General features: G+C 41.3%; 19 protein-coding genes and 2 pseudogenes. 3 read left to right on the top strand and 18 right to left on the bottom strand.

The genetic code is table 11. From position 1 onward, the window contains the following. Positions 1-356: 356 nt before the first annotated feature. The 7 genes and pseudogenes from LSG31_RS15445 to LSG31_RS15415 all read right to left on the bottom strand — a co-directional run. Positions 357-584: a hypothetical protein gene (locus LSG31_RS15445; RefSeq protein ID WP_347435964.1), complete on the bottom strand. Its 228-nt coding sequence runs from the start codon at positions 582-584 to the stop codon at positions 357-359. Continuing rightward, positions 581-1,777, bottom strand: coding sequence for a Ger(x)C family spore germination protein (locus tag LSG31_RS15440; protein ID WP_347435963.1), 1,197 nt, complete (start codon positions 1,775-1,777; stop codon positions 581-583). The genes LSG31_RS15445 and LSG31_RS15440 overlap by 4 nt, the downstream gene beginning before the upstream one ends. Further along, positions 1,774-2,433, bottom strand: a complete 660-nt coding sequence (locus LSG31_RS15435; protein ID WP_347435962.1) for a GerAB/ArcD/ProY family transporter — start codon at positions 2,431-2,433, stop codon at positions 1,774-1,776. The genes LSG31_RS15440 and LSG31_RS15435 overlap by 4 nt, the downstream gene beginning before the upstream one ends. A 3-nt stretch (positions 2,434-2,436) precedes the next feature. Next, positions 2,437-3,945 (bottom strand): transposase, encoded by a 1,509-nt coding sequence (locus LSG31_RS15430; protein WP_347435961.1) that lies wholly within the window; start codon positions 3,943-3,945, stop codon positions 2,437-2,439. 168 nt (positions 3,946-4,113) lie between these two features. Next, positions 4,114-4,575: a GerAB/ArcD/ProY family transporter gene (locus LSG31_RS15425; RefSeq protein WP_347435960.1), complete on the bottom strand. Its 462-nt coding sequence runs from the start codon at positions 4,573-4,575 to the stop codon at positions 4,114-4,116. A gap of 79 nt (positions 4,576-4,654) precedes the next feature. Beyond that, positions 4,655-6,217, bottom strand: a complete 1,563-nt coding sequence (locus LSG31_RS15420) for a spore germination protein (protein ID WP_347435959.1) — start codon at positions 6,215-6,217, stop codon at positions 4,655-4,657. A gap of 331 nt (positions 6,218-6,548) precedes the next feature. Then, positions 6,549-6,731 (bottom strand): annotated as a pseudogene (locus LSG31_RS15415) (3-hydroxyacyl-CoA dehydrogenase family protein); the annotation flags it as partial. Between the two features lies 1 nt (position 6,732). Here LSG31_RS15415 and LSG31_RS15410 point away from each other — a divergent pair. Next, positions 6,733-6,924: pseudogene (locus LSG31_RS15410) on the top strand (transposase); the annotation flags it as partial. A 213-nt stretch (positions 6,925-7,137) separates the two neighbouring features. Here the strand turns inward: LSG31_RS15410 and wrbA are convergent. The 6 genes from wrbA to LSG31_RS15380 form a co-directional block, all read right to left on the bottom strand. After that, positions 7,138-7,803 (bottom strand): NAD(P)H:quinone oxidoreductase, encoded by a 666-nt coding sequence (gene wrbA, locus LSG31_RS15405; protein WP_347435958.1) that lies wholly within the window; start codon positions 7,801-7,803, stop codon positions 7,138-7,140. Between the two features lie 181 nt (positions 7,804-7,984). Further along, on the bottom strand, positions 7,985-8,374 hold the full coding sequence (locus tag LSG31_RS15400; RefSeq protein ID WP_347435957.1) for a DoxX family protein: 390 nt from the start codon (positions 8,372-8,374) through the stop codon (positions 7,985-7,987). 38 nt (positions 8,375-8,412) lie between these two features. After that, complete coding sequence (locus LSG31_RS15395) at positions 8,413-9,198, bottom strand: DODA-type extradiol aromatic ring-opening family dioxygenase (RefSeq protein ID WP_347435956.1); 786 nt, start codon at positions 9,196-9,198, stop codon at positions 8,413-8,415. A 2-nt stretch (positions 9,199-9,200) separates the two neighbouring features. Continuing rightward, entirely contained in the window at positions 9,201-9,857 is a 657-nt protein-coding gene (locus LSG31_RS15390; RefSeq protein ID WP_347435955.1) for an alpha/beta hydrolase, read from the bottom strand. Between the two features lie 18 nt (positions 9,858-9,875). Then, on the bottom strand, positions 9,876-10,268 hold the full coding sequence (locus LSG31_RS15385; RefSeq protein ID WP_347439531.1) for a DoxX family protein: 393 nt from the start codon (positions 10,266-10,268) through the stop codon (positions 9,876-9,878). A gap of 82 nt (positions 10,269-10,350) precedes the next feature. Continuing rightward, the gene (locus LSG31_RS15380; protein WP_347435954.1) at positions 10,351-10,524 is read right to left on the bottom strand and encodes a hypothetical protein; all 174 of its coding nucleotides are present in this window, start codon (positions 10,522-10,524) and stop codon (positions 10,351-10,353) included. A 389-nt stretch (positions 10,525-10,913) separates the two neighbouring features. Between LSG31_RS15380 and LSG31_RS15375 the strand changes: the two genes are divergently transcribed. Beyond that, positions 10,914-12,140, top strand: coding sequence for an IS701 family transposase (locus LSG31_RS15375; protein ID WP_347435742.1), 1,227 nt, complete (start codon positions 10,914-10,916; stop codon positions 12,138-12,140). A gap of 80 nt (positions 12,141-12,220) precedes the next feature. Here LSG31_RS15375 and LSG31_RS23380 read toward each other — a convergent pair whose 3' ends face one another. The 5 genes from LSG31_RS23380 to LSG31_RS15355 form a co-directional block, all read right to left on the bottom strand. Continuing rightward, positions 12,221-12,361: a type II toxin-antitoxin system RelE family toxin gene (locus LSG31_RS23380; RefSeq protein WP_430734204.1), complete on the bottom strand. Its 141-nt coding sequence runs from the start codon at positions 12,359-12,361 to the stop codon at positions 12,221-12,223. Positions 12,362-12,393: 32 nt separating this feature from the next. Then, entirely contained in the window at positions 12,394-12,582 is a 189-nt protein-coding gene (locus tag LSG31_RS15370; protein WP_347435953.1) for a hypothetical protein, read from the bottom strand. A 593-nt stretch (positions 12,583-13,175) separates the two neighbouring features. Continuing rightward, complete coding sequence (locus LSG31_RS15365) at positions 13,176-13,745, bottom strand: manganese catalase family protein (protein WP_347435952.1); 570 nt, start codon at positions 13,743-13,745, stop codon at positions 13,176-13,178. Between the two features lie 80 nt (positions 13,746-13,825). Next, complete coding sequence (locus LSG31_RS15360) at positions 13,826-14,086, bottom strand: spore coat protein CotJB (protein WP_347435951.1); 261 nt, start codon at positions 14,084-14,086, stop codon at positions 13,826-13,828. After that, entirely contained in the window at positions 14,083-14,316 is a 234-nt protein-coding gene (locus LSG31_RS15355) for a spore coat associated protein CotJA (RefSeq protein WP_347435950.1), read from the bottom strand. The genes LSG31_RS15360 and LSG31_RS15355 overlap by 4 nt, the downstream gene beginning before the upstream one ends. 196 nt (positions 14,317-14,512) lie before the next feature. On the opposite strand from LSG31_RS15355, the gene LSG31_RS15350 reads away from it, so the two are divergent. Continuing rightward, entirely contained in the window at positions 14,513-15,361 is an 849-nt protein-coding gene (locus tag LSG31_RS15350; protein WP_347435949.1) for a deoxyribonuclease IV, read from the top strand. Positions 15,362-15,471 lie beyond the last annotated feature (110 nt).

The following is a 15,471-nucleotide window of genomic DNA, read 5'->3' as shown; positions in this document are numbered from 1 at the left end:
CTTCTATTAAATGCTCCTGATCCCTCCGATTCATATTCATAATTTTCAAGACATGATCAATAGATATTTTCAATTTGTTCGAAATGAAAGCAGTTCACCCCTCTCTTAAAAAATGCGCGCAATATCACATCTACCTAGTTTATAAGCAGTTAGATATTACCAAATGTTAATTTAATTAAATTGACCCGTCCCCATACAATACAAATACGGCTTTTAAAATTTTATATTTTTAGTGAACAATGTTCTCTTATAATTATTATTAAAATGTAAACGCTTTAGATTGTCAATAAAAAATATTTACTAGTTTTTTGCTGACTGTTTAATTTTCAGATTAACATCCAACCAAGATCACTTTCTTATTTTGGTATTAACCACTCCAGCGGTTTAAAAATAGCCCCAACCATCTTGTTAGGACCAGGCATATCTGGAAAGTAGATGAGAAGCAAAGCGAGAATCCATCCAATCGCTGTTAAAGTAACAAAGGCGATTTTATCCTTTTTAGGATGTTGATCCATTTTAGGCCATTGAAAGAGAGCCATCAGACATACAAAGACCGTAATGCCAACAACGGATCCTATCTTCATTTCTTTCTCACCTCTCGCTCAGGCAGACCAGCAGATCTCGTCGTTAATCCAAGTCCCCGCACGTATGTTTTGAGATCAAAGGATACTTCCACTCGAGGGAAGATCTCGTCCCATCGATCTTTCACATGATCCCACTTGCCTGGATATTTGCGTTCAAATGTTTCGGCAAAGCGAAAAACGTCTGTTTTCATCCTTTTCTGAACCTGGTCCAAAGCTTGATTGATCCGGTTTTTGATAACTTTAGAGAATTTTTTTTGAATTATCTTGTTAACATCCGGATTCATAATATCCAAATGGGTTGCATTTTGTACAATCTTTCCTTCAGCTTCAATTCTTACTTTTATTTTCCATTTTTCATTTTCTATTTTAGGAATCAGAACTGTATGTATTAAAACCGGATTCATCGATATACTTTCGTCTCCGTCAGGAAATTTCACAGTCACGGATTTGGCTTCAACTTCATTTCTAAGCCACAGGACTCCTCTCGTCACTTTTTCATTAATTTCTCCAACCATCCTATCTCGTTTAAAAATGGCAGTTCCTAAAAGCGAGCCGACGCTTTCTTCGTTTTTAAAAGGTGCCGTTTTAATATAGGGAAGAACAGCTCCGCCTGCCTCTCCAGTAATCATCTGTTGAAAATCTTTCAATGTGACATTTACGCCAATCTGTTCTTCTGAAAGTTTTCGAAGAACTTTTCCTAAATATCCTTCCAGAGAAGTTTGTACAGACAAGAGATCCACGGCTTTCCCTTCACTGACAAACAGGTACGCCCGATTTCGTGGTTCCGGGTGGCGAATGAGCGGATCAATTTCGTTATGAAGGCCCCCTTTTGCGATTTGTTCCCCGAAAATATAGGCACTGCATTGCCCCCAGAAGAGTCTACGTGGAACTTTTCCCTGAATTTTTGACATAGCATCTACAAAATTTTGTCCTGTCGCTGATCTAACTATGGTCAGCCTTTTTTTACTGTCCCCTCCTCCCTGCAATCCACCGCCCACTGCTTGAGGAAGTAAAACCTGAACGGACACTTCGGTCATCTTATCTTCGGTTTTATCAATTGCTGTCGTTAATACAATAGCCAGATCATTTATTTCCTTTCGATCCCAACAGCCCGTCAGTAGGGGAAAACAAGCAAAATAAAGGAAAATATGTAAAAATTTCCCCAAAATTAGTTTAGAAAAATAACGGTTCACCGTTGTTGTTCTCCCTTCCTCCCCTTCCGAAACATGGCCAGGAACAAAAGACATAATGGAATTGCCAATAAAAATAGTGGAGAATGCAGCGGGCTCACCAATTCTAAAAATCGAGACATTTCTTGTATATTGGAAGTTACCCACATACCAAACAGAATCAGAAGAAACCCGTATGGAAAGACAACTACGCGATAGTCCGACAAGTTAAGCCATTGGGCCGTGCCTAACGAGAGAACATAAAAAAAAACCGATACTTTAATAAAAATTCCCGCCACCCAAACCACCATTACAACCGCTTCGAGATGTTCAAAAAAATCGGCAATACTGATGTATCGAGACGCCTCAAACACAGGATAAAGGTAGCTGCTGATCATTGTACCTCCAAATAAGAAAAGAGCTGTTAGATTGGTTACTACCATAGTAAGTGCAACGGATAAAACGGAAATCATTCCCCATTTCTTTCCTTTTTCCTGATCGGTTAAGAGAGGGAAAAAAAAAGCAATGATAAAAAATTCAGAAAACCATCCTAAACCTGGAACAACCGCTCCCTTTATGGAAAGCATGATCCCATGCCTCATAACAGGAAACATATTCTTTGGGTCAAAGTCCCGCAGGAGAAGAACCACCATAATAAGTAAGGGAAATATAAATACCATGACTTATGCAGTTTGAGGTAAACTCTGGTAAATATCGGGTTTGGGCGTAGCCCAAAGAAGCATTAAGTAATGCTCAGGCCAAAATAATTCAATGAGTCTTGCAAATTGCTGCACTTGTGTGTCACAATCAATGTAGATTCGCTGAATACCTTTGTGGTTCTTCACGCGAACCTGGCAACGAGTGTGGAAGAGGCCACGAACCATTTCGCCGTGGGTGTAGCCTTCATCATCACTCGTTTTTTCTTTGTTCAATTCAAAAAGTGCAACAGCTAATAAGGTCTCGGCAGTGAACAATAATTCGAAATGAGCATGATGATGCGCTTGAGATTCAGAATGACACTTTTCGAAAGCTAGTTCCTGCTTGGCAGCGCGAAAGAATACTTCGATCCTCCAGCGTTTGATATACGTTTGTAGAGCTTCTTTCGGAGTATCATGACGGTTGCTTATAATTAGGTACGCACCTTTGTATGTGGCGGGTGAATCCTCACCTTCGGTTTCTACATTATCTGAATCGAGTCGCTCATCTTCCTTTAATCGCATGGCGACTACAGCGGCGATTGGGACATATTTATGTTTGGTCACTTGCTTGCCTTTACGATTGACAGCGGCATAAGGACGCTTCATGTAAATCCCTGGAATGGAAATGGAGACCAGCCCAGAAGTTGCCTTTCGAGTTAATTCCTTAAACACCTCACGGATGAGCATGACAGGAGTTAGCGGCACGAAACGTTCCCTACGGGTACCGGGTTCGATGACTTTACGGAATAAAATTGTGTTGCGTTTGGCTTTGGTAACCCAATCAAAGTTGTTCTCTTCGAGAAATGTGAAAAACTGCTTACACAAGTACCACCGATCCATCGCAACCCACAAGTGGCAAGTGACGGATTCACGCAGCATCAATAGCATTTGCCTAGCGAGATCTAGTTTTGTAATCCCTTCGCCTTTTATTTCTGGCTTATGCCAGACACGGTAAAACAACGGATACTCCAACCCGCTTTTCAGAACCGCCTGAAGAACCACAAGATTCGTCGCCCATACATAGACTTTCATTGAGTGGTCAAAGAGCCAACTGAGAAACGGAAGTTGCTTGGCATAAGGATGCGCACTGTGAGTATCATCGAGATTGATCACATCTCCATCGGTGAGTTGTGTCAAGGGATCTTGTTGTAGTCGTTCGACGCGTTTTTTCCCAAATGTCATCCATGCAAAGCCATTCGTGAAAAAACGGCTTAACGTAGATTGGGTAAATTTCCAAGGCTGAAACATCGCCTTAAGCAACGTATCCTTGCTGGCCAGTTTCACTATCTGAACAACAGAAGGACAATTCGAAACAATACCAACGACATAGAGAAAGCAAATTAACCATGACGGAGTTCCACTGCGTTTCATGATGCCTGATTGAGTGAGTAACAGAGAAAAGTCAAAACGATCCCATAAACTTTTAAGAATGGGTGCCCCTGCACATTCTCCATGATTGAGCTCTTTAAATCTTGGTTTTTGTAACGCTGACATTAGAAAACCACCTATAATCCAGAAGATATACCTAGTAAATAAAGGTATCCTTCGTGATTATTGTGATAATTTCTAAAAGTCAAGTAGTTTTTGTGATTTTTTTCGAAATATTATTGAAAATTATTGTTCTGATGAATGATTACCAGTTAATTACTTGAACTGCATAGGTCATGTAAATACCGGGAGATAAATTTGAGCCAATCTTCCCAATACTTCTATCCCACCCCGAACCGCAAACGCACAGAGCAGGGTGAGACCGGCAATTACCACGAGCAACGGTGTTTTAGGGAGAAAGGTCCCTACCGTAAACTCAGCATATTCCCGTAAGATGTTGCCTATTGTTTGTAGAAAAAATAACATGTAAAAGAATCCAAGGATTTTTCCTAAAACCCTGCCTAAGATATGTTCGCTATATTGAATAAATGTTTCACCAGGAAAGATTTTGTTTAGTCGATCAGCGATATATACAGTAAGAAACCCTGTAGACGAAGCCAAAATAGGGGAGATCCATAGATCCCGTTCCGCTTGCTTACCGATTATCGAGGGAATGGCAAGAATAGCGGTTCCTAATATCGTGGGGTAGATCATTAGGCCCATCTGCATAGCAGAAATCTTCCCTTTTTCCAACATTTCACTCATCTCCTGGTATCAAGTACCCGCCCAATAGTTGTGGCATGGACGATGCCTCGTTTGAAGATTGTAGGCTGCTTTATTCACCTCCCCTCGATGGATTCGGCATCTGTCCGATAGATTGTCGATATGGATCGTATTCTCCGGTTAAATGGGGACGTGTGCTCATCATCCACCACGGCGCACGAATTAACACGTCTTTCCAATTACGCATTTTCACGGGACCCACAGGACTCATATAAGGAACGCCAAAAGAACGGAGTGTGCATAAATGGATACTAAGCGCAATCACCCCGAACATGACTCCAAGCAGTCCTAGCGTTCCAGCAAGAAACATAATAGGGAAACGAATCATCCTGAATGCCGTCCCTTGAACATAACGTGGAACCATGAAGGAGGCGATACCAGTGACCGCGACCACGATGACCAACGGTGTGGAAACCAATCCGGCTTGTACAGCTGCTTGACCAATGACCAAGGCTCCTACAATACTAACAGCAGATCCGATTTGTTTTGGCAACCGGATCCCCGCTTCACGCAACGCTTCGAAAGTAACCTCCATAATGAGAGCTTCTACGAGGGCCGGAAAAGGAACGGTTTCGCGTGAACCAGCGATACTTACTAACAGGCTGGCGGGAACCATCTCCTGATGAAATGTAAGGATAGCCACATAAAGAGAAGGAAGTAAAAGAGAAATCCCCATGAAAAGATATCGCAGCCATCGAATCAACGTACTAATGAGAAATCGTTGATAGTAGTCCTCTGGAGACTGAAGCAACGAAAAAAATGTGGTAGGAGCAATTAAAACAAAAGGGGTCTCATCCATCAGGATGGCTACCCTTCCTTCCAAGAGATTCGCAGCCACGACATCCGGCCGTTCCGTATTGATCACTTGCGGGAATGGCGAAAAAGGGCAATCTTCAATGAATTCTTCGATATATCCACTTTCCAATACCCCATCCAAATCGATTCGTTGCAGTCGATTTTGCACTTCTTCAAGGAGTGTCTGTTCTACAAGACCTTCAATGTAAGCAATTACAACGTCTGTTTGTGTGTAGCGGCCGATTTTCATGGATTTCAATTTCAAATCCGGACTTTTAATTTTTCTGCGCAAAAGAGAAGTATTGACTCTTAATGTTTCCACAAACCCATCTCTTGGTCCCCGCACCACTCCTTCAGCGGTCGGTTCTTCAATCGACCGTTTTTCCCATTTGGCCAAACCTAAAGATAGAGCACGTTTCTCACCTTCCAACAAAAGAAGGGGATTTCCTCTCAAAATGGATTCGATCCCTTTATCAATCGTTTCAAATTCCTGTACATACGCCACTGCAATTTTGTTTTTCTTTAAATGATCGACAATGTCCGTTTGTTCCTGAATATTCTGCATTAACGGTGCAAGGAGATTCGTTTCGAGGTCCTCAAGATTTGCTAGTCCATCAATATAAATCAAAACCGCTTCGATTCGATTTCCAATTAAAAAGGAACGGAAAATTACATCCGAACAATCCGTATAAATATTTTGAAATAGATTTATATTTTCTTCCAAATCGAAGGAAAGAATTTGAGCGAATTTTTGATCTTCCTTTTTAAAATTTGTCGACGATCGATTTTCTAATTTTTTCCTTGCTCGTTTTTGAAGCATGATCGTCTCTCCTTTGTATGTAAAAATGAGATCGAATTTCAAAAATTATCCTTACCAATTCCAACTATATTTATCCTTTTAGACAGTTGCCTTATTTTTATGATTAATTAATTCGATACGTTTAGTATGATTTAGTGATTTGAGCATATACTAAATTTTGCAGTCAATTTGAATTCTTATTATGAAAATACGGAAAATTCCTGAAGTAAAATTGAAAAAAATACGAAGTTTATTCCTTCGATCATTGCCATGAATCAGTTTAAACAATTTTTGAATCCATTCCACGACAAAAAGGAACATTTCAATAGTTCAACTACATTTCCTACATACTCTATTTGTTGTAATCATAGAAACCGGATTTGTTGTAATCATAGAAACCGGCACCGGATTTTTTCCCTAATCTACCTGCACGTACGAGTTGACGTATGAAAAGTGGGGCAGCAAAACGGTCATCTTTAAATTCTTCATAGAAGTGATCCATTACATATAGTCCTATATCTACCCCTGCAAATTCAGCCGTGAAATCTTGCTTGAAAACAATGGAAAATTGGAAAGAAGAGATCGTGAGCTACCATCTTCTTCGCTTTACAAATGCGGCAGTTGAAGGACGAAACAATAAAATTAAAGCCCTTCAACGGCGACACTATTTTACACGTAACACGGTTTGCTACAAACAGCGTATTTTACTTGAATGCAACAAAGAACGTGTGTTTGCGTGTATGTTGTCAACTACATATTTTGGTAATGAGGCTGTCCCAAAAGCCACTTTTAGATTTTTGGCGTCCCACTTTGGCTAATAATTTATACGCACAAGAAGCCCCCATCTCCACTTTTGTAGTGGTCTTGGAGGCTTCTATATTCATATTTTGGGACTGACCCATTCAGAGTTACCCTTTTGGGACAACCTCATTTTGGATGATTTATTGTTGTCCTTTCTTCACCCATTCAGCTACTTGAATCACACGTTTTGCTTGATGCTTCACTGCAGCTGATGGATCTCCAACAAACTTATTATTTTGATCTACTGTTGCACTTGTTCCGTATGGGTTCCCGCCCGCCGCAAACAGAGATTGATCTGTGTATCCTGGTGCTACAACAAGAGCCCCGAAATGGTACATACTTGTATAAAGTTGAAGTATGGTTTGCTCCTGACCACCATGTGGATTTTGTGCACTTGTCATACCGCTTACCACTTTATTGACCGTTTTCCCATGGAACCAAATTCCACCGCATGTATCTAAAAACTGTTTCATTTGGGAAGGAAGGTTTCCAAACCGTGTAGGCATGCTAAAAATCACAGCATCTGCCCAGACAATATCGTCAGGTGTCGCTGCCGGGACATCTTTTGTTGCATCTACATGGGCTCTCCAAGCAGGATTGGAATCAATGGCAGCATCTGGAGCAAGTTCTTGTACTTTTAAAATTTTCACTTCCGCACCTGCTTCTTTTGCCGCTTCTGCAGCCCATTGTGCCATTTGATAATTTGTACCGGTTGAACTGTAGTAAATGATCGCAAGTTTCACATTTGACATTTGTATCGTCTCCTTATTAGCTGATTTTCCAAAGAATTTATCTAAAATCCCCATGATTTCACCACCATAACAATTGTTTACAACTATTATTCATTTCATTCATTAAAAGATAACTCAATCGCTTTAAGATGAACGCCTTCTAGCGTTTGAATCTCCATCTTCGAAAGTTCCGTGATTCCGCAGATGTTCCTTTTAGAAAGTTGCTTCTGTCCATCACTTTTTTTCGTAAGATAGTTTATTCTGCGATCTTAACTTTTCCATTAACAATAGAAATTGCGCCCGAACCGCTTAGAATCAAGGAAATTAAACCAGCAATTAAAGCAAGTTCAAATTCGTAACCACCTACAAGACCCATACTTATTTTTGCAGTAAGAATAGCTACGATCATCTCGATCACAAGAAGTGATGCGAAAATTCGAATTCCAAATCCGAGTAATAATGAAATCCCGCCAATTAGCTCTATTAAACCAATGACTGGAACAGCAACATGAGGCACTGGTATACCCACATGTGTAAAAAACTGAATAAATCCGGTCGGTGTTGCTAATTTTGAATACCCATGTGAAATAAAAATAATACCTAAAATTAAACGAAGAGCCAACGGTGCATACCGAATATTTGTCATTTTTTCATCAACCTTTCATCAAGGTAAATTTTAAACCATCAATTGAATTGACCGAATTGCCATACACTGTGACTTAGGGATCCATATCTGTAGCTCCGATGCAACAATTTTGCCGCTCTCTGATTATCTGCAGCACCCATTGCATAAAACAAAGGAATAAAATGCTCATTTCCGTAAGGCGGAACGGCGAGACTTGCGTTAGGCGCCAAAGCATTGTATTGATACAATGAATCCAAATTCCATTGGTTTATGTGGATCTCTAACCACCGGTCAAATTCAAGAGCCCAATCATTGATTTGCTTTTCCTGCCACTCTAAAGCGCGTAGGTTGTGAACAGTTCCACCACTGGCAATAATCAAGACATCATCAGCTCGCATTTTCTCCATTGACTGCCCTATTTTGTACTGTTGCTCCGGTGAAAGGCGAGGATTGACAGACATCGCGATGACTGGAATGTCCACATTTGGATAGAGCAAGCGCAAGACAACCCAAGCTCCGTGATCGAGTCCGCGCTCCGTTTCTACCTCAAACGGAATGCCATTCTCCGTTAAGAAATTCTCAATTTGTTGGGCGATTTGGTGATTCCCTTTGGCAGGATATTTTATTTGGTAAAGTGCATCTGGAAATCCGCCAAAATCGTAAATGGTGTCGTATTCCTTAACTTCGCTGACTCTTTGCTTACCCGCAACCCAGTGTGCAGAAAACAGTATGACAGCTCTAGGGCGCGGCAATTTCTCTCCCAATTGACTTAAGAACTGCGTATAATTATTGTCTTCAATCGCTAAAAGCGGGGCTCCGTGTGCAATGAACAGTGCTGGAATCATAATCACACCCCCTTATTCTTTTGTAACTCGTCAATGAACCACTGTTGAAAATCACGCAAATTTTCCTCCGACACCGTATGCGGTTCCGGATACGATCGAAATGTAACATTGGCACCTAATTCGCTAAAGAATGATTCATTTGCTTGACCCCATTCATAGGGCAACACCTGGTCCATTTGACCGTGAGAAATAAAGACGGATAGTTCCTCAACAGGCTGTATGTTGTATTCTTCCTTCACAAAGCTTGGAATGTATCCGCTAAGAGCAACGATTCCTTTAATGCGGTACCCAAGCGTCAACCCGAGTGTCATTGCAAGAATCGCCCCTTGGCTAAAACCAAGCAAATACAAACGGTTCAAGTCGATTGGGTACTTGTCACATGCATTGTTGATGAAAGCTGTCAGCCGAATGATCGCGTCATCGAAAACTTCTCTGTGCGGTTTGCCGTATCCTTGAATCGTAAAGTAAGCAAAACCCGGTCCCTGCGAAATATGACCTCGGATACTAAAGATGAAGAGAGATTCATCCAAACCGTCAACGAGCGAAAGCATGTTTTTTTCGTTACTCCCGATACCATGCATAACAAACAATGCAGGATACTTCTTTCCAGGCTCAATATTTGTTGGACGTCGAAGTTCATACACCATTGATGTGTTCATAATGTACCAACCTTCCCCTTATGCAAGGTGTATTGCGTACGCACCGGGTCCGATGAGTGCGACACCAATAACGACCGCAATTAAAATTAAGGGATACTCAATACCGTTCATTGTAACCCAATAACCATTCTTCCCATGTACCGTTATAATTGCGACCAACATAGTAATTACGATCAACGCCGCTGCCAATGGAAGCCACAATCCTGCTGCGAAAAGTAATCCCCCGATGAGCTCAGCCAATCCAGCAACGAGTGCCATCAGGGCACCAGGTTTAATACCAATGGACTCTAGCCATCCGCCTGTGCCCTTAATACCATATCCCCCAAACCAACCGAACAGTTTCTGCGTGCCATGTCCAGCAAACGACAAACCAACGATTAATCGAATTACCAACAAACCATAACCCACGATATTCACCTTCCTTTTTTCTGTTTACTTTCATTTAGTGAGTGTATATCACAATGTTTACTATAAATTATAAACTTACATTTTGTCAACAAATGTTATAAAATAAGTAATAAACGGAGGTGTAAAAATGTTTGGTTGTAAACTCTGTCCGAAATTCGAATCCGCTTTTGAACATTGCAGTGTTTTCAGCGGCAAATGCGGGTACAATAAACACTACACTCGCCAGAACGGCAAATGGAATCAAAATTCTTTTCTTCATTGGCTTTATTCCTCCTCAAGTTTTAGGCAAAAAAAAACACGTTCCAAGTAAGAAAAGAGGACGTGTAAAAAATTCATCTACCGTGATTCTATTTTTATTTTCCTAGTATTTTCATCGACAAATCAAACTTCGCCGCAAGTCTCACACGAGAATCACCTTCTCGAATTTGTGCAAAGTTAATAGACCGCCTGCAAACGCATACGATCTCGTTCGAATTCATTACTGTATTACTTGAGTCTTGCAAAAATTTTGCTGTAGAAATTTGGCGAAGCCTGTCAAATCTTTAGAACCTTTGTCGCATTGAAAAAATAATAAAGGACACCTGTCATCTTTTGCGGAAATTATAAGTTACCACACAAATAATCCCAAAAGAGGAGATGTCCACTTTCATGGTAACTTTGTATTCTGCTATCGTCAAGTTTATTTTGGCAATGCAATTGCAATTTACAGCGCCACAACGGAACCATCTCCTTCACATCATGCAAGGAATTATTTTGTGTGAAGGGCGTAAAACCATTACACAAATTCGAAGCTCTACGAATTCCTATCGTCATCTCAGTTGCATGACGAAATTCTTGAAACACTCACCTTGGTGTGTAAACCGAATGCAAAAACGCCGTATGCAGTTTTTGTTGGAAAAGATCAGGCGTAAGCATTCTAAAAAGGGAGATACCCGATCCATCGTATTCTTGATCATCGATGATACGAGCTGTAAAAAAGATGTTTCTACCAAACATATTGAAGCACTTGATTTTCATTTTTCCCATGATGAAGGGAAAGGTGTGTGGTCCCATTGTTTAGTTACCGCCCATCTTGTTAGCGAAGGGTATTCCTTCGCATGGGATTTCCGACCCTACTTTCGTGAGGGATACTGTAATGTCAACCAAATTCCATTCAAGAGCAAAAATGATTTGGCTCTGGAACTCATTCAAAGCTATGAAGCATCTGATGATGAGTTGGTTTATGTTCTAATGGATAGTTGGTATACCAGCAAGAAAATCATAGATGCATGTAATGCAAAAGGGTTTCACATTATTGCTGCCGTTAAAACCAATCGCAAAATCCGCCCTGCGGGCATTCGAATTCAGATTGCTGAATTTGCAACGAATTATATTCACCAGTCCGATCTCCACTCTGTTACCGTGGGGAATCAGAACATGTACTGGGTATATGAATATGAAGGCCCGCTGGCAGACGTTGAAAATGTTAAAGTCTTGCTCTCCTGGGAAAAGGAATTCGATTCAAGCAAAACACCGTTTTGTATCCTTTGCACAGATCAAACGTTGGATCTCGAAACCATCCTTCGGTATTATCAAGTGCGCTGGAATATTGAAACCGGATATCGATATTTTAAGGAGATGCTAGGCTTTGACCAATATCAATTGCAATCGTTTTATGCCATTCAGCGTTATTGGGCAATTCAATTCTTGGTCTACAATTTTCTTGAATTACAACGAAACGAATGGTCCACTGAGCAGGATCCAATGACGTTAGGGGACGTAGTACGTCGAATTCGAAAGGAATATTTCGGACAAATCGTTACCTACGTCTATCAACAAGCCCTAGCTCAACGACCTCTTTTCGAAGTGTTAGACGAATTGAAACTAAGTGCCTAATTGCTGTTTTTACGAACACACTATACGTGTGCCCATTTTTCGGCCTAATCGGCCCAAAATGCAAGACTCAAGTGTATTATTTACAAATCATTGTATACATTACCGCAAATACCAATCTTAACGACCAATACGACTAACTCTTTGTCCTTGATTTGAAATACGATTCTATAGTCACCCATACGATATCGGAAAACGTCAGTGAAACCTTTAAACTTTTTCATATTCGGTAAATGATACAGATTTTCACCTAATGCTAAAAGTGTATAGGATATTCGCCATCCGCGTATTGCCGTTCTGCCAACTCTAAAGCCTTTAATTCTTCCTCAGTCAATTCCTCATCGTCCTCTTCGTAAACGACACCAAGCAACTCAGCTAATTTAGGCAATTTCTCTTCTGGTAAAATTTCTACGATTCGAAGTAACTCTTCGCGGCTCACGGACATTGCAATCACTCCTCGTATTAGTCGCTGAATTATATTATTGATTCGTGGCAATACGCTTCAACATTTTCACATCTTAATTTGATTCTACTACAAAATACAAAAGTTTCACACAATCCGTTAGGACCAAGCAGAAGAAAGTATCCATTGTTTACGCAACATAGGAGTACGTGTGGAACATCGCAAAAATGGTAACGATCACGCTAGACGCAAACAAGTACGGCGCAAACGCAAAATACGTTTTCTTCTTGATCGAAATTCGAAATCGTTCCATAACCAGGATAAGTTCACATGCCACAGTTGGTGAAATTCCCAACTTCCAAATATTGCAACAATTTTGCTTGGGAATGAGATCAGCAGCGCAGCCCACTGTTGATTAAACTGCCCGTGATCAGCCCGTCTTCGATGTTAATAGTGCGCCTTAACGTAAGCCTATAATAAATTGGAATCAGACGATTAATATCGTAATTGACATTCGAAATTTTACTGTCTACTTTTAAAAATAAAAAACTGGTTTCCCATCGAATAAGAAACCAGTTTTTCGATCAAACGATCCTTCAAACAATTGTTCTTGTCTTCTTTCTTATGCGTGAATCTTAATAAACGGTTTTCTGCTCCTGATGTTCCTTTAACAACTCAACCGCTTCCCGGAAGCGCTGTGCGTGGATAATTTCCCGTTCACGCAAGAACTTCAAGCTGTCTTTGATATCCGGATCGTCACTTATGTTGATCAACCACTGATAGGTTGCCCGTGCTTTCTCTTCTGCCGCAATATCTTCATACAGGTCGGCAATCGGATCACCTTTTGCGGTGATATATGTTGCGGTAAACGGTACTCCCGCTGCATTGTGATAGTAAAGCGCCCGTCCATGATCGACAAAATGACTTCCGAGTCCGGCACATTCCAGTTCTTCCGGAGTGGCATCTTTCGTAAGTTTATAAACCATGGTAGCGATCATTTCCAAGTGGGCAAATTCTTCCGTCCCGATATCCGTCAAAAGCCCGACAACTTTTGGCGGAATGGTGTACCGCTGATTCAAATACCGCAGAGCGGCCGCCAATTCCCCATCCGCGCCGCCATATTGCTCGATTAAGTATTTGGCCATTTTCACATCACATTTGCCAACACGCACAGGGTATTGCAATTTTTTTTCATAAATCCACACAACGCCCACATCCTTTAGCAATCCTCATGTCAATCGTTTTTCACATTTTCACATTTTCACATTTTCACATTTTCACATTTTCACACTTCCCAAGGCCAGGGTTGTTCGTTCCAACTCCACGGATATCCTGTATAGCTGTTGCCATACTGTTGCAGAGGCCCATACAGGGATTCAAACTCCTGCTTCAACATTTTGCTGTGCTGAACATATGCGTTGAATTGCTGCAACGCTTGTGTATCATCCGGATGTGTATCAAGGTATAACGTCAATTCAACGAGAACAAAATCAATCGCCTGAATGTCTTCCAGCTTTTGATAATACTCTTGCGGCATCGACTTCATTCTTGCTTTCCCCCTTGTTCTCCCCTTACTTGTGGTTCACCCTCATATGGGCTAAAAAACAACGGCCATAACGTTCCATGACGAAATGCTTCCATCGGAGCAAACTGCTGCGAATGATAGGGTTGAAATCCCACATATTGATTGGGTGGTACCACGTAGCTTTTCATCGATGGTTTACAAGGGTCATATGGGCTGACATAGGGTTCATAAAACTGGAACTGCTTGTGCATAGAAAATCCTCCTTACGGCATGTGCCTTGATATTCCGCTCATACCTATGGTATTCGAAGTGGAAAAATCGGCTACACGCCCAAGGTAAAATGGGCGAAAAATGTGTATAATACAGAAAAGGCAATGAGAACATGCCAGAAACATTTCACACAATTTGACCAAATGGACATGAGTTGCAAAAGAAAGAGGTAGAGCTATGAAAATAGGTGCAAATGTATCAATCGCAAAAACCGGACTCCTGGCCGCTGTCCAGGAATCCATTGCATATGAGGCGGATACATATATGATCTATACCCGCAGCAATCGCGGCGGCAAAGCAAGGCCAATTACAGACTTCAACCGGGATGAAGCATTGGATTTGCAAACAACCCATCAGATTTCCGACCCGGTCGTTCATTTATCGTATTTGGTCAACTTGGCAAGCGCCAAAGAAGATACATGGGAATATGGCGTGGAAGTGCTGCGGGAAGAAATTGCGCGCGTCAGCTATTTGGGTTTCCGCTATATTGTCATGCATCCCGGCAGTCATGTGGGTGAAGGAATTTCTTATGGAATCAAACGGATTGCGGAGGGTTTGAATTCCATACTGACAGGTGAGGAAAATCTTTGGGTATGTTTGGAAACCATGGCCGGAGATGGTTCGAAAGTCGGTTCTCGCCTGGAAGAAATTGCGGAGATTCTTTCTCTTGTCAAGCATCAGGAGAAAATGGCAGTTTGCATCGACACCTGCCATAACTATAGCGCCGGATATGACATCGTACATGATTTTGACGGATTTTTAAAACAATTTGATGGCATCATCGGATTGGATCGTTTGAAAGTCGCTCATATCAACGACTCCAAGACGCCTTTTGACTCACACAAAGATCGACATGAGAATATCGGCGCAGGATCGATCGGTACGGAAGCCATCTATCGCATTTGTCATCATGAACTTCTGCAAGGGATTCCGCTCATTCTCGAAACTCCCGGCGGACATTATAAGGAAGAAATCGCTTTGCTGCGTTCCCGGAAGCCGCTGGAAGTACAACTTTCCTATATGTAATCAAATATAGAAGAATACAGATAGGAGAGTATAGGACAATCCTTCCCTTATCCTTTATACCGGATTGTACGTAACTCATAGAAGCCCGTATCACTTATGTGACGTACGGG

Source organism: Fodinisporobacter ferrooxydans (assembly GCF_022818495.1).
Lineage (GTDB): Bacteria > Bacillota > Bacilli > Tumebacillales > MYW30-H2 > Fodinisporobacter > Fodinisporobacter ferrooxydans.
Note: the sequence above shows the minus strand (reverse complement) of the source record. Positions and strands in the feature narration are given on the sequence as shown.